The organism is Thermococcus sp. 9N3, from assembly GCF_012027685.1.
GTDB lineage: Archaea > Methanobacteriota_B > Thermococci > Thermococcales > Thermococcaceae > Thermococcus > Thermococcus nautili.
In genome coordinates, this window is sequence record NZ_SNUV01000001.1 from 300,416 (window position 1) to 316,627 (window position 16,212).

Annotated in this window: 18 protein-coding genes; 12 read left to right on the forward strand and 6 right to left on the reverse strand. The window is 55.0% G+C overall.

The annotated features are described in order from the left end of the window. Nucleotides 1-25: 25 nt before the first annotated feature. The 5 genes from E3E30_RS01655 to E3E30_RS01675 all read right to left on the reverse strand — a co-directional run bounded on the left by E3E30_RS01655 (nucleotide 26) and on the right by E3E30_RS01675 (nucleotide 4,149). Entirely contained in the window at nucleotides 26-298 is a 273-nt protein-coding gene (locus tag E3E30_RS01655) for a 50S ribosomal protein L31e (protein WP_042690353.1), read from the reverse strand. 10 nt (nucleotides 299-308) lie between these two features. Continuing rightward, nucleotides 309-464, reverse strand: a complete 156-nt coding sequence (locus E3E30_RS01660; protein WP_042690350.1) for a 50S ribosomal protein L39e — start codon at nucleotides 462-464, stop codon at nucleotides 309-311. Between the two features lie 80 nt (nucleotides 465-544). Then, nucleotides 545-1,948, reverse strand: coding sequence for a CGP-CTERM sorting domain-containing protein (locus E3E30_RS01665; RefSeq protein ID WP_167728218.1), 1,404 nt, complete (start codon nucleotides 1,946-1,948; stop codon nucleotides 545-547). Between the two features lie 77 nt (nucleotides 1,949-2,025). Further along, nucleotides 2,026-3,312: a dicarboxylate/amino acid:cation symporter gene (locus E3E30_RS01670; protein WP_167728219.1), complete on the reverse strand. Its 1,287-nt coding sequence runs from the start codon at nucleotides 3,310-3,312 to the stop codon at nucleotides 2,026-2,028. Nucleotides 3,313-3,435: 123 nt separating this feature from the next. Further along, the gene (locus E3E30_RS01675) at nucleotides 3,436-4,149 is read right to left on the reverse strand and encodes a biotin--[acetyl-CoA-carboxylase] ligase (protein ID WP_167728220.1); all 714 of its coding nucleotides are present in this window, start codon (nucleotides 4,147-4,149) and stop codon (nucleotides 3,436-3,438) included. Between the two features lie 127 nt (nucleotides 4,150-4,276). Here E3E30_RS01675 and fba point away from each other — a divergent pair, with 127 nt between their 5' ends. The 11 genes from fba to E3E30_RS01730 all read left to right on the forward strand — a co-directional run bounded on the left by fba (nucleotide 4,277) and on the right by E3E30_RS01730 (nucleotide 14,748). Continuing rightward, the gene (fba, locus tag E3E30_RS01680; RefSeq protein WP_167728221.1) at nucleotides 4,277-5,122 is read left to right on the forward strand and encodes a class I fructose-bisphosphate aldolase; all 846 of its coding nucleotides are present in this window, start codon (nucleotides 4,277-4,279) and stop codon (nucleotides 5,120-5,122) included. Nucleotides 5,123-5,207: 85 nt separating this feature from the next. After that, nucleotides 5,208-6,995: a pyruvate/oxaloacetate carboxyltransferase gene (locus E3E30_RS01685; protein WP_167728870.1), complete on the forward strand. Its 1,788-nt coding sequence runs from the start codon at nucleotides 5,208-5,210 to the stop codon at nucleotides 6,993-6,995. A 149-nt stretch (nucleotides 6,996-7,144) separates the two neighbouring features. Then, nucleotides 7,145-8,899 (forward strand): carbon starvation protein A, encoded by a 1,755-nt coding sequence (locus E3E30_RS01690; protein ID WP_042690336.1) that lies wholly within the window; start codon nucleotides 7,145-7,147, stop codon nucleotides 8,897-8,899. Between the two features lie 33 nt (nucleotides 8,900-8,932). Further along, nucleotides 8,933-9,214 (forward strand): hypothetical protein, encoded by a 282-nt coding sequence (locus E3E30_RS01695; RefSeq protein WP_042690333.1) that lies wholly within the window; start codon nucleotides 8,933-8,935, stop codon nucleotides 9,212-9,214. A gap of 9 nt (nucleotides 9,215-9,223) precedes the next feature. Next, a complete protein-coding gene (locus E3E30_RS01700) occupies nucleotides 9,224-10,213 on the forward strand; it encodes an ArsA family ATPase (protein ID WP_042690330.1) in 990 nt (329 codons plus the stop codon). Continuing rightward, the gene (locus E3E30_RS01705; RefSeq protein WP_042690328.1) at nucleotides 10,173-10,463 is read left to right on the forward strand and encodes a hypothetical protein; all 291 of its coding nucleotides are present in this window, start codon (nucleotides 10,173-10,175) and stop codon (nucleotides 10,461-10,463) included. Before E3E30_RS01700 ends, E3E30_RS01705 begins: the two co-directional genes overlap by 41 nt. Next, nucleotides 10,456-11,109 (forward strand): hypothetical protein, encoded by a 654-nt coding sequence (locus E3E30_RS01710; protein ID WP_167728871.1) that lies wholly within the window; start codon nucleotides 10,456-10,458, stop codon nucleotides 11,107-11,109. Before E3E30_RS01705 ends, E3E30_RS01710 begins: the two co-directional genes overlap by 8 nt. A 46-nt stretch (nucleotides 11,110-11,155) precedes the next feature. After that, on the forward strand, nucleotides 11,156-11,443 hold the full coding sequence (locus tag E3E30_RS01715; RefSeq protein ID WP_240922559.1) for an AbrB/MazE/SpoVT family DNA-binding domain-containing protein: 288 nt from the start codon (nucleotides 11,156-11,158) through the stop codon (nucleotides 11,441-11,443). After that, the gene (locus E3E30_RS01720) at nucleotides 11,440-11,844 is read left to right on the forward strand and encodes a type II toxin-antitoxin system VapC family toxin (RefSeq protein ID WP_167728222.1); all 405 of its coding nucleotides are present in this window, start codon (nucleotides 11,440-11,442) and stop codon (nucleotides 11,842-11,844) included. The genes E3E30_RS01715 and E3E30_RS01720 overlap by 4 nt, the downstream gene beginning before the upstream one ends. Before the next feature lies 1 nt (nucleotide 11,845). After that, nucleotides 11,846-12,628, forward strand: a complete 783-nt coding sequence (locus E3E30_RS01725; RefSeq protein WP_042690316.1) for an alpha/beta hydrolase — start codon at nucleotides 11,846-11,848, stop codon at nucleotides 12,626-12,628. A gap of 68 nt (nucleotides 12,629-12,696) precedes the next feature. Continuing rightward, nucleotides 12,697-14,748 carry a hypothetical protein gene (locus tag E3E30_RS01730; protein ID WP_167728223.1) on the forward strand — a complete coding sequence of 684 codons (2,052 nt, stop codon included), beginning with the start codon at nucleotides 12,697-12,699 and terminating at the stop codon, nucleotides 14,746-14,748. On the opposite strand, the gene E3E30_RS01735 is transcribed toward E3E30_RS01730, so the two are convergent. Beyond that, nucleotides 14,741-15,760 carry an adenylosuccinate synthetase gene (locus tag E3E30_RS01735; RefSeq protein ID WP_167728224.1) on the reverse strand — a complete coding sequence of 340 codons (1,020 nt, stop codon included), beginning with the start codon at nucleotides 15,758-15,760 and terminating at the stop codon, nucleotides 14,741-14,743. The two genes, E3E30_RS01730 and E3E30_RS01735, sit on opposite strands and share 8 nt — an antisense overlap. Before the next feature lie 157 nt (nucleotides 15,761-15,917). On the opposite strand from E3E30_RS01735, the gene E3E30_RS01740 reads away from it, so the two are divergent. Continuing rightward, nucleotides 15,918-16,211, forward strand: a complete 294-nt coding sequence (locus E3E30_RS01740) for a hypothetical protein (protein WP_167728225.1) — start codon at nucleotides 15,918-15,920, stop codon at nucleotides 16,209-16,211. The last annotated feature ends 1 nt before the right edge of the window (nucleotide 16,212 follow it).

The following is a 16,212-nucleotide window of genomic DNA, read 5'->3' on the forward strand; positions in this document are numbered from 1 at the left end:
CTTCACCTCTAAAAAGTGGTTAAAATCAGGCCAGGGAGACCTTCGCAACCCTCTTGCCGTCAACTACCTCGACCACGACCTTAACGCGGAGCTTGTTGGGTGGCTTCTCCGCTCCGCGCTCCCAGAGCTTCTCGTTGACGGCCGGGTCGAGCTTGACCTCCTCGGCCTTGGCGTGCCTCGCTATCCACTCGCGGACGAAGCGAGCCGCTCTCGGGGCCCTCTTCCAGCGCGGAACGCGCTTCTTTATCTTCCTGATGGGAACGACGAATATGACTTCCTGACCGGGTTCAATCGGCATTTACATCACCTCACTCCTTGAGCTTGGTTCTCCTCCAGTGCCTCCTCTTCGGGTGGGTGAGAACCTTCCTGTTCGTCTTAACGATAACCCAGACGGGAACGCGCCTGTTCTGCTTGTTAGCCTTCGCGAGCCTGAGCTTCTTGGCGAGCGGCTTGTTCCTTGACATGGTCACACCTCCCCTCACAATGCCTGTTGATGCTTTGGGAATGCGTTTTTAAGCTTTTTCGTGTGGGAAAGAAAAGAGGGTCAGCGCCTCCTCCTGAGGAGGAGCGGCAGAACGGCGAGGCCAACTATAAGGGCCGGTCCGCAGATGCCGTTTCCTTCTTCGGCTTTGACAACGTATTTGAACTCGACGTTGTCTGGAACTTGGGCCATAAGAGCCTTGTAAGCATCGGCCGGGACGCCGTAGCGAATGTACACGTTGCTCTCTATGAGAACCTCGCGGTCGTTGAGCTTGGTTACCTTCATCACGACACTGCCTGCCGTTGTTTTGACCTCTATGCTCTTGGGGAGTGAAACGAACTCGTAGCCTTCGGGGAGCTTAATCCTGGTAACCTTCGTCTCGTTGATGGCCGCGTTGAGCCTGTATGGAAAGCTCATGTTTCCGAGTTCAAGCTTCGGGTCGTAGTCGTAGATGTATGTGTCGTTGACCTTGCTCACGAACCCCTGAAGAACCCAGTGGTATTTCACAACCAGCGGCCCCGTTGAGTTGACGTTGAGTATTGAGACGTTGCCGGAGATGACCTTTATGCCTTTACTCTGGAACATCTGGGCGTATCTCTGGTAAAGACTCTGCTCTGCCTGCTGAAGTCCCTGGTAGGCGAACTGGACTTTTATATAGTTAATGTATGCCTCCGGCTTGACGTACTCCTCAACGGTGTCGAGGATTGTTTTGTCGCCTTCGACGGTTATGTTGTTGTATATCCTCATCTCCCAGGTGGTGTAGTTTTCCACACCGGCTTTTCCCGTGTACTTAATCATGACCGGCTCGAGCTTGGCGTACAGAACCTTCAGGTCGTCCTTTGTAATGCCCTTCTTAAGGTAGATAATCGAGTGGGCCTTAACTGTGTCCCCAGTCACGTTGACGTCCAGCTGGATGTAACTGCCGTTGGACTCAACTTTGAAGCCCTTGGTTACGTTTTCAATCTTGGCTCCCGGGGGAAGGTGCACGGTGAAGTAGTTCTCAAGGTACATCGAGCCGTTAACTGCCGTCGGGTCAATCCTTGAAAGGTCAACTATGCGTAAAGCATCTAGTGAAATCTCCCAGGCGTTGTCGTAGGAGTAGTAGCGCGCGAAGTTGGGTATGGTGCCATTTATCACCGTCACAAGGGGCCCGGTTGTGTTGTAGCCGAGGATTTGGGCTGTTGCGTTCTCCAGGCTGAGACCGAGCTGTGAGAGGGCCTGCTGTTCCTGACTTATGAACAACTGCGTCGCGTTTTTGAGCCCCATTTTAAGTATGCTCTCCTTGGTCTGGTTCAGCATCTCTTCGGGACTGTAAAATATCGTCTTCAGAGTTACGTTGGCACTTCCGTCCCATGAAACCCAGTACTCGTTCTCCTGCACCTCTTTGTAGTCGTTGGACGCTGAAACTCCTCCCGCGATAATTCCGACGAGCAGAAGAGCTACTGCCAAAAATCCAAACTTCCTCATGTAACTTTACCTCCAGTTGTCCTGGCCTTAAAAACGGGGGAGGGTATATTAAGTTTGCCCAAAATTAAAGGAAAGGGTCAGTCGCGCCACTTGCTCTCGTCGAGCTCCCCCTCGGTCTTGGCAACTATCGTAGTTCCCGCGAGGTCTCCGGTAACGTTGACCATCGTCCTGCCCATGTCGAGTATCGCGTCAATGCCAAGAATCATTGCGTAGGCTAAGGCAACGGGGCTTCCAGGGGTTAGGTCGAGGCCAACGCTCTGGAGAACCATGGCGAGCATTATGGCGCCAGCTCCCGGAACGCCCGCGGTTCCTATCGAGGCGAGCACCGCTGTGAGGACGACTATCAACTGCTGGCTCAGCGTGAGCGGGTGGCCGATGGCGTTGGCAACGAAGAGAACGGTGACACCCTGGTAAAGGGCAGTTCCGTCCATGTTTATCGTGGCGCCGAGGGGCAGGGTGAAGGAGTAGATTCCCCTGTCAACGCCCATCTCCTCGTCGGCGACGCGCATGGTCACTGGCAGGGTTCCGCTCGAGCTCCTCGTGACGAAAGCGGTGAGCATTGCGTCCTTGGCCTTCTTGATGAACTTGAGCGGGTCAATGCCGAAGACCTTGAGCAGGATAAAGTATGTTATGACAATCTGCAGGAAGAGACCGAGGTAAACGGCAAGAACGACCTTGGTGAGCGGGCCGACGACTTTAAGGCCCTCCTTGGCCATGACGTAGGCTATCAGCGCGAAGACGCCTATCGGCGCGTATTGCATGACACCGCCAACGATGAGGTACATCGCCTCGGCCAGGCCGTCGAAGACCCTGAGAAGGGTTTCGGCTGACTTTCTAACGCGCTCCTCCTGCCTGTTCATGAGGTAAGTGATGGCGATTCCCAGGATTATGGCGAAGAAGATGACCTGCAGGACCGCCCCGTTGGTCAGTGAGGCGAAGGGGTTGGTGGGCACTATGTTGAGGAGCGTCTGAACGAGGGAGGGGCTTTTAGCTTCAATCGCCTTGCCCGTTCCTGAGCCGAGGTTGACGTTGGCGCCAACGTTGAAGAGCCTGCCGACTATGAGACCGAAGAACACTGCCATAGCGGACGTGGCGAGGTAATAGAGTATTATCTTGACACCGACGCGACTGAGGCGGGCGGGGCTTATGCTCGCCGCACCGACGACGAGCGATGCAAGTATAATCGGCATCACGAGCATCTTCAGCAGTCTAACGAACAGGTCACCGAAGGGCTTGATGTACGTTGCCACGAAGTCGGTCCAGCCAAAGTGACCTGCGATGAGTCCAAAAATCGCACCCAAAATCAAACCGTAGAGTATCTTCCACAGAACAGGATAGTCGAGGTATTTTCTCAGCAGTCCCATGCCTTCACCCCCTGCTATTCAAGCAACATACCAAAAGTTAATCGGCGGGATTAATATTAAAGACGTGAAGATTTTAACCTTTTCGCAGGATTTTTGACAAAACGTCAAAATATGAAGCGTGATTCATCGAAAGCGAAGGGAGACGTCGCCGTAGATTACCCTCTCCACGGATTTTCCCGTGTCCACGAGAAGGGCCCCCGAGTCGTCTATTCCAACGGCCCTTCCCCTAAGCACCACTTCTCCGTCTTCAAGAATGACAACGTCCTTTCCGAGAACCGAACTCCTAGTTCGAACTGACTGCAGAATTTTCCCATGCTGACCGCTCTTGAAGAGGCTGTACCAGTAGGAGAGAGACCTGAGTAGGGCATCGAGAACTCCTTCGAGCTTCAGCTCTCGACCGATGAGCTCGGCCATTGAAACTGCCAAGTCCCTGAGCTCCTCGGGAACTCTGTTGTTGACGTTCAGTCCTATTCCGAGAAGGGCAAAGGAGTTAAGTTTGCACTCGCTCAGGATTCCGGCTATCTTCTTTCCATCAACGAGAACGTCGTTGGGCCACTTTATCTCCGCGGGAATTCCGTACCTCGCGAGCGTGTCTACAACCGCTAGAGCCCCAACAAAGACCAGCTTCGGAACGTGCTCAGGGCTGGACTTCGGCTTCAGAATCGCCGTCATCCAGAGGCCTCCCTCAGGGGAAACCCAGTTCCGCCCCTTTCGGCCTCTTCCCGCCCTCTGCCTCCGTGCAATTACAACGGTTCCCTCTGGGACGTCCTCCGCTATCTCCCTCGCGTAATCATTGGTCGAGCCGACCTCCGTGAGCCGAATTATCCGCCACTCCATACTTGAACACCATTTCACCGTTCGTCGAAAGCAGTTTAAACGATTGCGGAAAACCATTACTCATAGTAACTCCTATCCTGGGGAAAACCTTAAATCCTCCTTGAATATATCACTCACGGTGATGTAAATGGACGCGTACCAGAGCGTTGGTATTAGGAGAAGGCTCAGGCGGTTTTTCAGGAGGGACGGGAGGGCGTTAATCTTCGCGATGGACCACGGCTTCGAGCACGGGCCGACCGATTTTGAGGAGCACTGGGAGCACGTTAACCCGAGGATAATCCTCCGCAAGGTTGTCAGGGCCGGAATAGACGGCGTGATGATGCTCCCCGGAATCGCGAGGATTGCCGGCGATGAGGTCAAGCCCAACGTTGGTTTGATGATAAAGCTCACCAGCAAGACCAACCTCCGCCCGAAGGAGGAACAGCTCCTCCAGAGCCAGCTGGGCTTCGTTGAGGATGCCGTCAAGCTTGGCGCCGACGCGATAGCGGCGACCGTCTACTGGGGCTCGCCTCAGGAGGACGTCATGATGCGCCAGTTCGCGGAGATAGCGAGCTACGCCCACGACCTCGGCTTCCCGGTTGTGCAGTTCGCCTACCCGAGGGGCCCGTACATCAACGAAAAGTATGGCAGGAAAGAGGACTACCGCGTCGTCATGTACGGGGCTAGGGCGGCCGCCGAGAGCGGTGCGGACATGATAAAGACCTACTGGACCGGCTCAAAGGAGACCTTTGCAAAGGTCGTCGATGCCGCCGCAGGAGTTCCCGTTCTGCTGAGCGGCGGTGCCAAGACCGAGAACCCAGTTGACTTCCTCAAGCTCGTGTGGGATGTCATAGAGGCCGGGGGTTCTGGAGCGGTCGTCGGAAGGAACATCTTCCAGCGCGAGAACCCGGAGCCCTTCATAAAAGCCCTCCTTCGCGTTGTCCACAGGAACGAGGACCCTGAGGAGGCGGCGAAGGCCGAGGGCCTGCTCTGATTTCGACATCTGTCTAACTCTTCTTCTTTCCCCGTCGTAAGGCTTTTAAAGCTATGTACTTTTCTGCGCACCGGAGGTGATTGAGTTGGCGAGGGTTGAGATTATAGACACGACATTCCGTGACGCTCACCAGTCGCTCATAGCGACGAGGATGACGACGGAGGATATGCTGAAGATAGCGGAGACCATGGACAAAATAGGCTTCTACTCGATGGAAGTCTGGGGTGGAGCGACCTTCGACGTCTGCATACGCTATCTCAAGGAAGACCCGTGGGAGAGGCTCCGCCTCCTCAGGGAGCACATAAGGAAGACGAAGCTCCAGATGCTCCTCCGCGGTCAGAACGTCGTCGGTTACAGGCACTATCCCGACGATGTTGTGGAGAAGTTTGTCGAGCTGGCCCACAAGAACGGAATAGACATCTTCCGCATTTTCGATGCCCTCAACGACGTTAGGAACATGGAGGTCGCAATAAGGAAGGCCAAGGAAGTCGGAGCCGAGGTGCAGGGAGCGATAGCTTACACAACCGGCAAAATCTTCACTCTGGAGTACTACATGAAAAAGGTCGAGGAACTCTTAAGGCTCGACGTTGATGTCATAACGATTAAGGACATGGCCGGCCTGCTTACTCCCTGGAAAGCCTACGAGCTAGTCAGCGAGATAAAGGAAACCTACGGCGTCCCCGTTAACGTCCACACCCATTCCACGACTGGAATGGCGGTGGCGACTTACATGAAGGCCGTTGAGGCTGGGGCCGATTACATCGACACCGCCATAAGTCCATTCGCCTTTGGAACGGCCCAGCCGGGAATACAGACGATATGGCACGCCCTTCCCGAGGCCGTTGGAAGCCACCTCGACAGGGAGCTAATCCACCGGGTTTCCCGCTACCTGAAGAAACTGCTTGAGGAGAAGTACTGGGGGTTACTTCACAAGGAGACGCTCATGGTAAACCCCTACGTCCTTAAGTACCAGGTTCCCGGCGGAATGTTCTCTAACCTCATCGCCCAGCTCAAGGAGATGAACGCCCTCGACAGGCTCGATGAGGTTCTCGAGGAGATTCCGCGCGTTAGAGAAGACCTCGGCTGGCCCCCGCTCGTGACCCCGACAAGCCAGATAGTCGGCACCCAGGCCGTCCTCAACGTCCTCTTTGGCCGGTACAAGCAGATAACCCAGCAGGTCAAGGACTACATCAGAGGGCTCTACGGAAGGCCTCCCGCGGAGATAAACCCCGAGCTCAAAAGGCTCGTCCTCGGCGACGAGGAGCCGATAAGGGAGAGGCCGGGAAGCCTGCTCAAGCCCCAGCTTGAGGAGTGCAGGAAGAAACTTGAGGAGCTCGGCTACCTCCACAAGGAGGAGGACGTTCTAACATACTGCCTCTTCCCCGAGGTCGCCCTTGAGTTCTTTAGGGCGAGGGCCGAAGGGCGGGTGAAGGTCGAACCGCCCAAGAAGGCCTCAAAGGTGAAGATATACGTCAACGGCGTCGAGTTCGAGGTCGGTATTGAGGGAGTGGATTTGAACGCGCTCAGATATCTGTCGGGGGTTCAGGGGGCCGTTCCGGCTCAGGTCAGCGCCCCTGTTTCTGCTTCAGCCCCTGCATCAGTTCCTGCTCCCGCCCCGGTTAGTGCTCCTGCACCCTCGCCTGCTCCCGCGAGTGCTTCGCCCAACACCGTCACTGCCCCAATGCCCGGAAAAATCCTGAGGGTTCTCGTGAGCGAGGGTCAGGAGGTCAAGGCTGGTCAGGGTTTGGTTGTGCTTGAGGCTATGAAGATGGAGAACGAAATCCCCGCTCCGAAAGATGGCGTTGTGAAAAAAATCTACGTCAAAGAAGGCGACACCGTCAACACCGGCGACCCACTAGTAGAACTGGAGTGACGAGGGGCCGTGTTAAGCGCCCTTCCTTGAAAATCTCTTTTCTTCTCCTTCTTTCTGTGAAAAGTCGAAACATTTTCGGGCTTTTGCCGAAAGGCATTTAAGTACGCAATATGTACACTGTAGTGCAAAACTTTCCTGGAGGTGCAACCATGAACTCCGCTGTAATAATACTGCTGGCCGGCGCCATCTATTTGGGCATGTACTTCACCTACGGCAAGGCCCTTCAGAACAAGGTCGTCAAGGCCGACCCCAACAGGCCAACGCCGGCCCACAGGCTCTACGACGGGGTTGACTACGTCCCCGCGAACCCACTGGTTCTCTACGGCCACCACTTCGCTTCAATAGCCGGTGCAGGACCAATCGTCGGTCCGGCGGTGGCGATGGCGTGGGGCTGGCTTCCGGGACTCCTGTGGGTGTGGTTCGGAAACGTCTTCATCGGTGCCGTCCATGACTATCTGGCCCTGATGTCATCTGTGCGCTACGATGGTAAGTCCGTCCAGTGGATTGCAGGAAAGCTAATGAGCAAGAGGACGGGAGTGGCGTTCGAGGTCTACATCTGGTTCGCCCTGCTCCTCGTCGTTGCGGCCTTCGTGGCGGTGACTGCAAAGTTGCTGACCATTACTCCCCAGGCGGCAACCGCTACACTGCTCTTCCTGGTCGTCGCGGTGATACTCGGATACCTGCTCTACAAGGTCAAGATAGACTTCAAGGTTGCGACCCTAATCGGTATCGGCCTGCTCATAGTGGCAGTCTGGCTCGGTCTCAAGTATCCGCTCGTCTTCGTTGAGGGACAGACCGATACAACTTCAGCCGCTTATACAACTGCGTACCACTACTGGAACATAATCCTGATGGTCTACATCATTATAGCGGCCTCGCTCCCGGTCTGGATTCTGCTTCAGCCCAGGGACTACCTCAACGCCTACGTCCTCTGGTTCGGCCTCATCTTCGGAGGTGTTGCCTTCATACTGCTCGCCAAGAACTTCACCGCACCGGCCTTCACCAGCTGGAGCGCCCACGTCGTCAAGGGAATAACCAGCGAGGGCACCAAGGCAGTTCCCTCACCGTTCTGGCCAACGATTCCGCTTATAATCGCCTGTGGTTCGCTCAGCGGATTCCACTCCCTGGTTGGCTCCGGAACTACAAGCAAACAGCTCGACAACGAGCTTCACGGCCTCATGGTTGGCTACGGTGGAATGTTCACTGAGGGCTTCCTCGCGACGATAGTCATAACTGCCATTGCCGTTTACGGAGTTGGCCTCACCGGAATTCCAGCCGACAAGTGGGCCACCGAGTACATAACCAAAGGTGGCCTTGGAACCTTCATTGGGGGCTACGCCAAGGGTGTCCACGACTTCTACGGGGTCAGCGAAACCTTTGGAAAGACCTTCGCAACGCTCTGGGTCTCGGCCTTCACACTGACATCACTCGACACCGCGACGAGGCTCGGCCGCTTCGCCTGGCAGGAGCTCTTTGGAATGGTTACCGACACGAGCAAGGGAATAGCCAAGACCCTCACCAACAAGTGGGTCGCCTCGATAATAATCGCGGGCCTCGGCACCTACCTCGCATGGGGTGCTGGATACAAGGTCATCTGGCCTGCCTTCAGCGCGATGAACCAGATGCTCGCCAGCATAGCCATGATGACAGCCGCTCTCTGGGTGGCGAAGGTTCAGAGGGCTGGCAAGTGGAGCTGGGCCGTCCTCATACCGGCGCTCTTCCTGTGGATTACCGTAACGGCCGCAATAATCTGGTACCTCATCTACGTCCCAATGGTCGGCCAGTACCTCATAGCCGTCAAGGGAGCGCTCGTCGTCAGCCTTGTCCTCAACCTGCTCCTCGCCTGGGACTTCTGGGTTGCCTGGAAGAGGCCAACAGAGGAGTACACTGCAAGCGCGGCCTGACTTTCTTTTCCAATTTATTTTCGGGTGATAAAAATGAGAGACAACCCTTTGAGGGGTATTAAAGAGTTCCTGGAGGGTTTCTTCGGGGCCTTCAAACACCAGTCAACGGAGTACCTTGAGTTCGAGCTGAGAGAACTTGAGAACGTCTTTGCCCTAATCCTCATGGGCTCGTTCGTCGGCATCCCAAGTCCTCCCACGACGCTGGTCATAAGGCTTCTGCCTCACATGGAGCGCGAGCTCAGGGTTATGCACGAGAGGGCCGTTGACATGGACGACCTCCTCGGGGAACTGGCGGGGATGTTTGAAATCACGTGAGGTGGGAGCATGCTCGACTTCCTTCAGCCAAAGAAGGGCTACCGGGTGCTGTTCTTCATAGGAAAGGGTGGAGTCGGAAAGACCACGAGCTCCGCGGCAACGGCAGTAGCGCTGGCTGAGAGGGGGTACAGGACGCTTATAGTCTCCCTTGACCCGGCACACAATCTCGGTGACGTCTTCATGGTGAAGCTGAGCGACAGACCAAAGAAAATCGCGGAGAACCTCTACGCGAGCGAACTCGATATGGAGGGCCTCATAAAGGCCTACCTGAAGCACTTAGAGGAGAGCATGAAGCACACCTACCGCTATCTAACGGTGATAAACCTTGAGAAGTACTTCGAAGTCCTCAGGTACTCCCCGGGGATAGAGGAATACGCCACCCTCGAGGCCGTCAGAGAAATCCTCGAGCGCGGTGATGAGTGGGATGTGATAGTTTTCGACACCCCTCCCACGGGCCTAACGCTCCGCGTTTTGGCCCTGCCAAGGATTTCCATAATCTGGGCGGACAAGCTGATTCAGATACGGCGGGCGATACTCGAACGGCGTGCCGCGATAGCGAACATCCACGGAAAAAGTGAGCTGCCCTTCGAGGAGGACAAGGACCCCGTTATGAAGGAGCTCAAGGCCTACCGCTCCGAAGTGGAGTTTGTGGAAAAAATCATAACCGACCCGGACAGGACTTCAGTTATAGCCGTCATGAATCCCGAAATGCTTCCTCTCTACGAGACCGAGAGGGCCTATGAAAGCCTGAAGAAGTTCAGGGTTCCATTCAATATGATTGTTATGAACAAGGTGCTCCGTGTCAGCGTTCCCGAGCTAAAGGCAAAGCTTGAGGCACAGGAAAGGGTTCTTGAGGAGGTAAGGCGGAAGTTCAGGGACGTTGCCCTCGTGGAGATTCCAGTCCTTCCGGAGGAGCCCAGGGGTCTGGAGTGGCTCAGCAAGATTGGAGGGGTAATAGTTGAGGGAGGAGGAAATCTACGCCCGCCTCAGGAAAGTTAAGGAGCCCCTAACGGGAGAGGACATCGTAGGTCTGAACCTCGTTCACGTTAAGGCGGATGAGGATGGGGTTGTCATTTATCTACGGCTTACGGAGGGGCTCAGTCATCCGTTCCAGCACGCCCTCAGCTGGCCCGTCCAGAGGAGGATTGTCGAGGAAATAGTTAAAGCCCTCTCCGACGTCCCAAACCTTGAGATACTGGACATGAGAACCCTTCAGAGGTACTACCCGGAGGATGAGGACGATGGATAATGCAACGCTTTTCGCGATAATATTCGTAATCGCCGGCGCTTCAACGCTCCAGTTCTACAAGGGCCGGAAGCTCAACCTCCAGCTGATGCAGCACTACCTCCGCTCAATTGAGGAGGTCGTAAAGCCAGAGGACAAGGACTACGTGTGGCTCGGCGGCTACATCGGCTTCAGGGCGAGCTATAAGGTGAACCGCGACAACATCAGGAAGTTCGAGTACACGCTAACGCTCCTGCCGAGGCACAGTCTCCTCTACTTCCCGATAGCGCTCCTTACGAGCAGGCACGACAAGATTTACTTCGTCATCAGACCTTTCGCCGAGATTAAGCGCGAGGCCCACCTCATTCAGAAGGGCTACTACAGGCTGAAGCCGAACATCGAGAACGAGGAATTTCTCCAGAGGGAGACGATTGAGATAGCGGGCAAGGAGTACGAGGCCCTCTACGAGAAGAAACGGGACGTGGTAAAGCTCAAGGAGCTCGTTGAGAGCCTTTCAAAGCCCCACAACGTCAAGCACGTTTCTCTGACGCCCAAGACCAACGTCTTCTACGTGCTCATGAAGCCCGAGCCCGAGACGATAGAGAAGGACGTCGAAAAGCTCGTCCGCTTCACCAACGAGAAGCTCAGGGAGAGTCCGTTTTCTCCCTAAGCCCTTTTCTCTCGAAAGCTTTATTTTGTTGAACCGCGAGTTATACATGGTGATACCTTTGGTTAGCATACGCCTCAAGGTCGGCCCCAAGGGGCAGATTGTCATCCCCAAGGTCTTCCGTGAAGCTTATGGCATAAAGGAAGGCGGAGAGGTTATAGTTGAGCCCACTGATAAGGGACTGATAATCATGCCCAAGAAAAGCAAAGAGGAGCTGATTAAAGAGCTCCTCGAATGGAAGCACAAGAGAGCCAAAGGCAAGCCCGCCAGGCTCGGAGAGCTGAAGGGAATAAGCCTCGAAGATGAGTTCGATGAGGTCTGGGGGATTGAGGAATGAAGCTCTTCATTGATACCAACCTTTTCGTTTACCTCCTGACCAAGACACCTGAAGACGAAAGAAAGATAATCGAGTTCTACGCCGAACTGATTGAGAATCACGACCTTTACACAAGTCCGCTGGTTCTTGACGAGACCATTCACGTTGCAAAGAAGAAGTACAGTGTACCATACGAGCTTTCGATTGAGTTCATAGACGAAAAGGTTCTTCCCTACGTTGAAGTTCTCCCACTAACGGTCTTTGATTATCTAACCGCCAGACTGATAATCACGAAATACAACCTCCGCCCCTCTGACGCCCTTCACGTTGCGGTTATAGAGAACAACGGTCTGCAGGCCATAGTTAGCGAGGATGAGGATTTTGACGTTCTCCCGCTCAAACGGGTTTGGCTGGGTGATTGAGATGGAGGTTTACAAGGCCAAGTTCGGCGAACCGGAGCTCGGTTGGGTCGTCCTTGTTCACGGCCTTGGGGAGCACAGCGGAAGGTACGGACGGCTGATTAGGGAGCTCAACGAGGCCGGCTTTGCCGTTTACGCCTTCGACTGGCCAGGTCACGGAAAGAGCCCCGGAAAGAGGGGGCACACAAGCATTGAGGAGGCCATGGAAATAATTGATTACATAATTGAGGAATTAGGTGAGAAGCCTTTCCTCTTCGGCCACAGCCTCGGCGGTTTGACGGTTATCAGATACGCCGAGACGAGGCCCGATAAGATTAGGGGCGTAATAGCTTCGTCGCCGGCCCTCGCCAAGAGCCCCGAGACGCCGGGCTTCATGGTGTCCCTTGCGAAATTCCTCGGAAAGGTCGCCCCCGGCCTTGTTCTCTCCAACGGCATAAAACCGGAACTTCTCTCAAGGAACAAGGAGGCGGTGAGAAGGTACGTTGAAGACCCGCTCGTCCACGACAGGATTTCGGCGAAGCTCGGAAGGAGCATCTTCGTTAACATGGAGCTCGCCCACCGGGAGGCTGACAGGATAAAAGTCCCGGTTCTCCTGCTCGTTGGAACCGGAGATGTAATAACGCCCCCCGAAGGCTCAAAAAGGCTTTTTGAAAGGCTTAAAGTGGAAGATAAAACGCTCAGGGAGTTCGAAGGTGCCTATCATGAGATATTCGAAGACCCCGAGTGGGCGGATGAGTTTCATAGAACAATTGTCAGGTGGCTCGTTGATAGGGCTTACTCGGGGTGATAATTAACCCTTTTTTACGGGCCATAAACTATTTATTCTCCGCATCCCAATCTCTATGGGGAGTCACTATGCCATGGGAACCTTCGATAATACTGCTCGCACCCGAGGATTTTATAGTTGAGGGACTAGCCGAGCTCCTCAGCAGGGCCGGCTTTAATGAAACCGGAAGGGAATACAAGAGGAGAGGTAAATCGCGCCTCATAATAGTCACAGGGGAAAGAGAAGACCCATTTCATGGAAAAGAGACGCTTGCCGTTGCACTGTTGCGCGGAAAGCCCCGGAGGGACTGGCTTGAAAAGGCGCTGTCCGGGCACGGCAGGGTTGTTTTGATAGCCCTCGACGGGCTTGACTACGGTCTCGAGGGCATTACTGTGCTTGGGCCAGAGTGGCTTGCGGAGGCCTTCAATCGCTACTCCATAGAGCCCCCACGAACCCTTCTTGAGAAGTTCATTCCCGAGCGTGAGAGACCCGAACAGCTGAAGGAGTTCGTCCTCGATGGTCCCCTCGTGGAGCCCGTTTCGTCTCAAAAGCTCGTGGACGAAGCCAAGAGGGTTGTATCTTATAAATTCAGCGTCCGGCCGGAGGAGCTCAAGATTGAGGGTCTGAAACTGAAGTTCAGGCCTGTCTACGTCGTCTCGTGGTCAAGAGAAAACGAGAGCGGTAAGGCGTTTTATGATGGCAAAAAGCTTGTTCTGAACGTTGATGGCGAGCTCAAGGGGCTTGCGATGAAAGTTCTCCTTGAGGACGTTGCAACAGTTCTGGCGACCGAAGTCGAGGTCGGGGAGGAAACAGACCCAACAAAGCCCGTCGTTGAGGAGGCCGCTCGGCGCGGTTGGCTTGACTTGAGGGTTCTACACTCGAGGAAGGCTTACGTGCCGGAAGGAGCAGAAATTCTGTTCTCCATTGGGCCCCAGACAGTAAAGGTTTCCTTCGACTTCACGGTCGGTCGCGTGAGTGCTGAGGGGGAGCCACTCAGTGAAGAAGAGCTCGTTAAGCTGGCTAAGGAGCGCGTCAGGAGGGAACTCGGTGAAGAACCCCTTGCCCTGGAAATCGTCCGCAGGGGACGCTTTACCTTGATGAGGGGCAAGACCCGGAGGTATCTCTTTGAGATAGAGCTGAACTCCTACAGCGGAAGCGTTAGGAGATTCCAGCCAGCGCTTACCGAGGAGGCGATGCTTGAGGTCGTTCTTTCAAAGTACAGCGATGGGCACGTCATAGGCGTTGAGAGGCGCCCCAGTGCGGTCTTCGTTGACCTTCTGGCGGGGGGAAGGGTTCTCGTCCTAAAACTCGACCAGAAAACGGGCGAAATCGTTGACACGAGGGACCTGGGCTCCCCAGAGGAGTTTCTAAGAAAGACCGCCGGTGAAATCCTGGAGGTCGTCAAGGACCTTGAGCTGAAGTCCTGTCAGGTTATGGACCACGAGGTCGTCAGGGCGGAGTTCGGGGGCAACGGTCTCCGTGCGTACCTGGCATACGACGGCGAGACCGGGGAAATCCTTGAGAGAGCCCTTGAGATAGGCTCCAGCGTGGCGGTTGAACTCGCGGTCAGGAAGTACCGCAGTTACAGTGTCCTCTTCACCGAGGAGGTTGAGAAAGGGTTTACACTCACTCTTGAGGGCGACAGGGACGTCGTTAAGGTATTCGTCTCCCGCTCCGGCGAAATTCAGGAACTCGACCGCTTCCTCAAGAAGGAGGTCGTTGAGGAAATCGCTCTCGCAAAAATCCGCGAAGTCGAACCGAGCCCCTCAATTGAAGGCCTCAAGCTGTCCGACCACTGGGAGGTGGAGTTCACCGGTGTGAAGGCCTTTGGAAGGCTGACGGTTCACAGGACGAGCGGAGAGGTTCTCGACTTTGACTACCAGTACATCGAGAGCGTCATAACCAAGGCCTTCACGGAGTTCGTGAAGAAGAGCTACGGGGACACCATAGAGGTTGAGTGGATAGCGCACAACCTTGAGGAGGGCTACGCGGGAATAAAAGGAGTCGGAAGGAGGGGAATCTACTTCGGCAAGTACAACACCCTCACCGGAGAGCTAATCGAGCACGACTTCGTTCCCGGTAGCGGCATCACCTCAAAGCTCAAGCTGGCCCAGGTCGAAGGCAAGTACGCCGTCAAATGACGTCTCTCCTGTCGATGATGTGCTCCAGTTCGGGTCCGGTCTTTATGAGCCCGACGGGGACCCCAACCCTCTCCTCTATTTCTTCCACGAACTCCTTCGCTTTCCTCGGCAGTTTATCGTAATCGGTTACGCCGAAGGCGTTCTTATCGTACTTGTCGAGCATCGTTAAAGCCAGCATCGTTGCCCCGTTGATTCTCGCGGAGTAGCGGGCGAACTCGAAGTCGAACCAGCCGACGCGCCTCCTCCTGCCGGTTACGGTTCCGTACTCAACGAGACCGAGCCTCTCTGCCTCTTCCTGACTCATCTCCGTCGGGAAAGGTCCGGCACCGACCCTCGTCGGGAAGCTCTTGAAGACCACTATGACGTCGTCAACCCTCGTCGGGCCAACTCCGACGTCACTCGCGATGGCGGAAGCTGTGGTGTCCTTGGAGGTAACGTAGGGGTAGGTTCCATAGTAGAGGCTCAGCCCGAAGCCCTGAGTCCCCTCGATGAGGACGAGCTTGCCCTCGTCGAGCGCGTCGTTTACCTCTTCCGCCACGTCCGTCAGGTAGGGCTCGAGCTCGGGGATGTCCTTTGCGAGCTTTGCCTTTCTCATGACCCTGTCTGCGTTAGCCGGCCCGCAACCGCTTCCCGTTGTCCCTATCTTCTCGTGGAGGTGGCTGTTGGAGCGGTCGAGTTGCTTGTGCTTTTCCTCGATTATCGCGCAGCGGTGGTCTATTCCAACCCTCTCGGCGACGTTGAAGTCCCTGAGGTGTTCAAGTTCGTGGAAGAAGACCTCCGGGTCAACGAGGACGCCGGCTCCGACGAGAAGCCTCGCCTTCCTTTGCATGAAACCGGTTGGAAGCTGTCTCACCGCGTACTTCTTTCCATTGATAAAAACGCTGTGTCCTGCGTTCGTCCCAACGCCGCCGCGTGCTATGACCTCAGGCTCATCCTTCAGGGCAAGGTACGCTATGATGGAACCCTTGCCCTCGTCTCCCCATTGACCGCCAACAACGATGTAGCTCGGCATGGCTCCTTACCAATGTTTAAGTCAATAGGGGCCTTATAATGGTTTCGAAATTAGCAGAAATTTGTTAATCCTCTGCCGGTGGTCTTGAGAATTTCAACGTCCCGGAGCACAACCTTAAAGTACGTTGGTGCCCAATGTAGTAATGTGATGCCCAATGGTGAAGGCCCCAAAGGTTAACGTTAGGGTTGTCCTGGAAAACGGCAAGTTGCTTCTCGTTGAGTGCCCAAGTGAAGAGATAATCTGCGAGTTCACCCTGGACGACCTTGCGGAGATTATTGAGTTCCGCTACGCAACGCCTTGGAACAAGAGCAAGGATATCCTAGAAAAGCTCGCCATAATCATAAACGACCTCGTTGATGCTTACTCAAACGTCCCCGAGAGACCCCCCACGAAGGACGACCTGATGAAGGCCGTGAAGCTCAGGATGAGCTACTCGGAGAAAGAGACTTAAG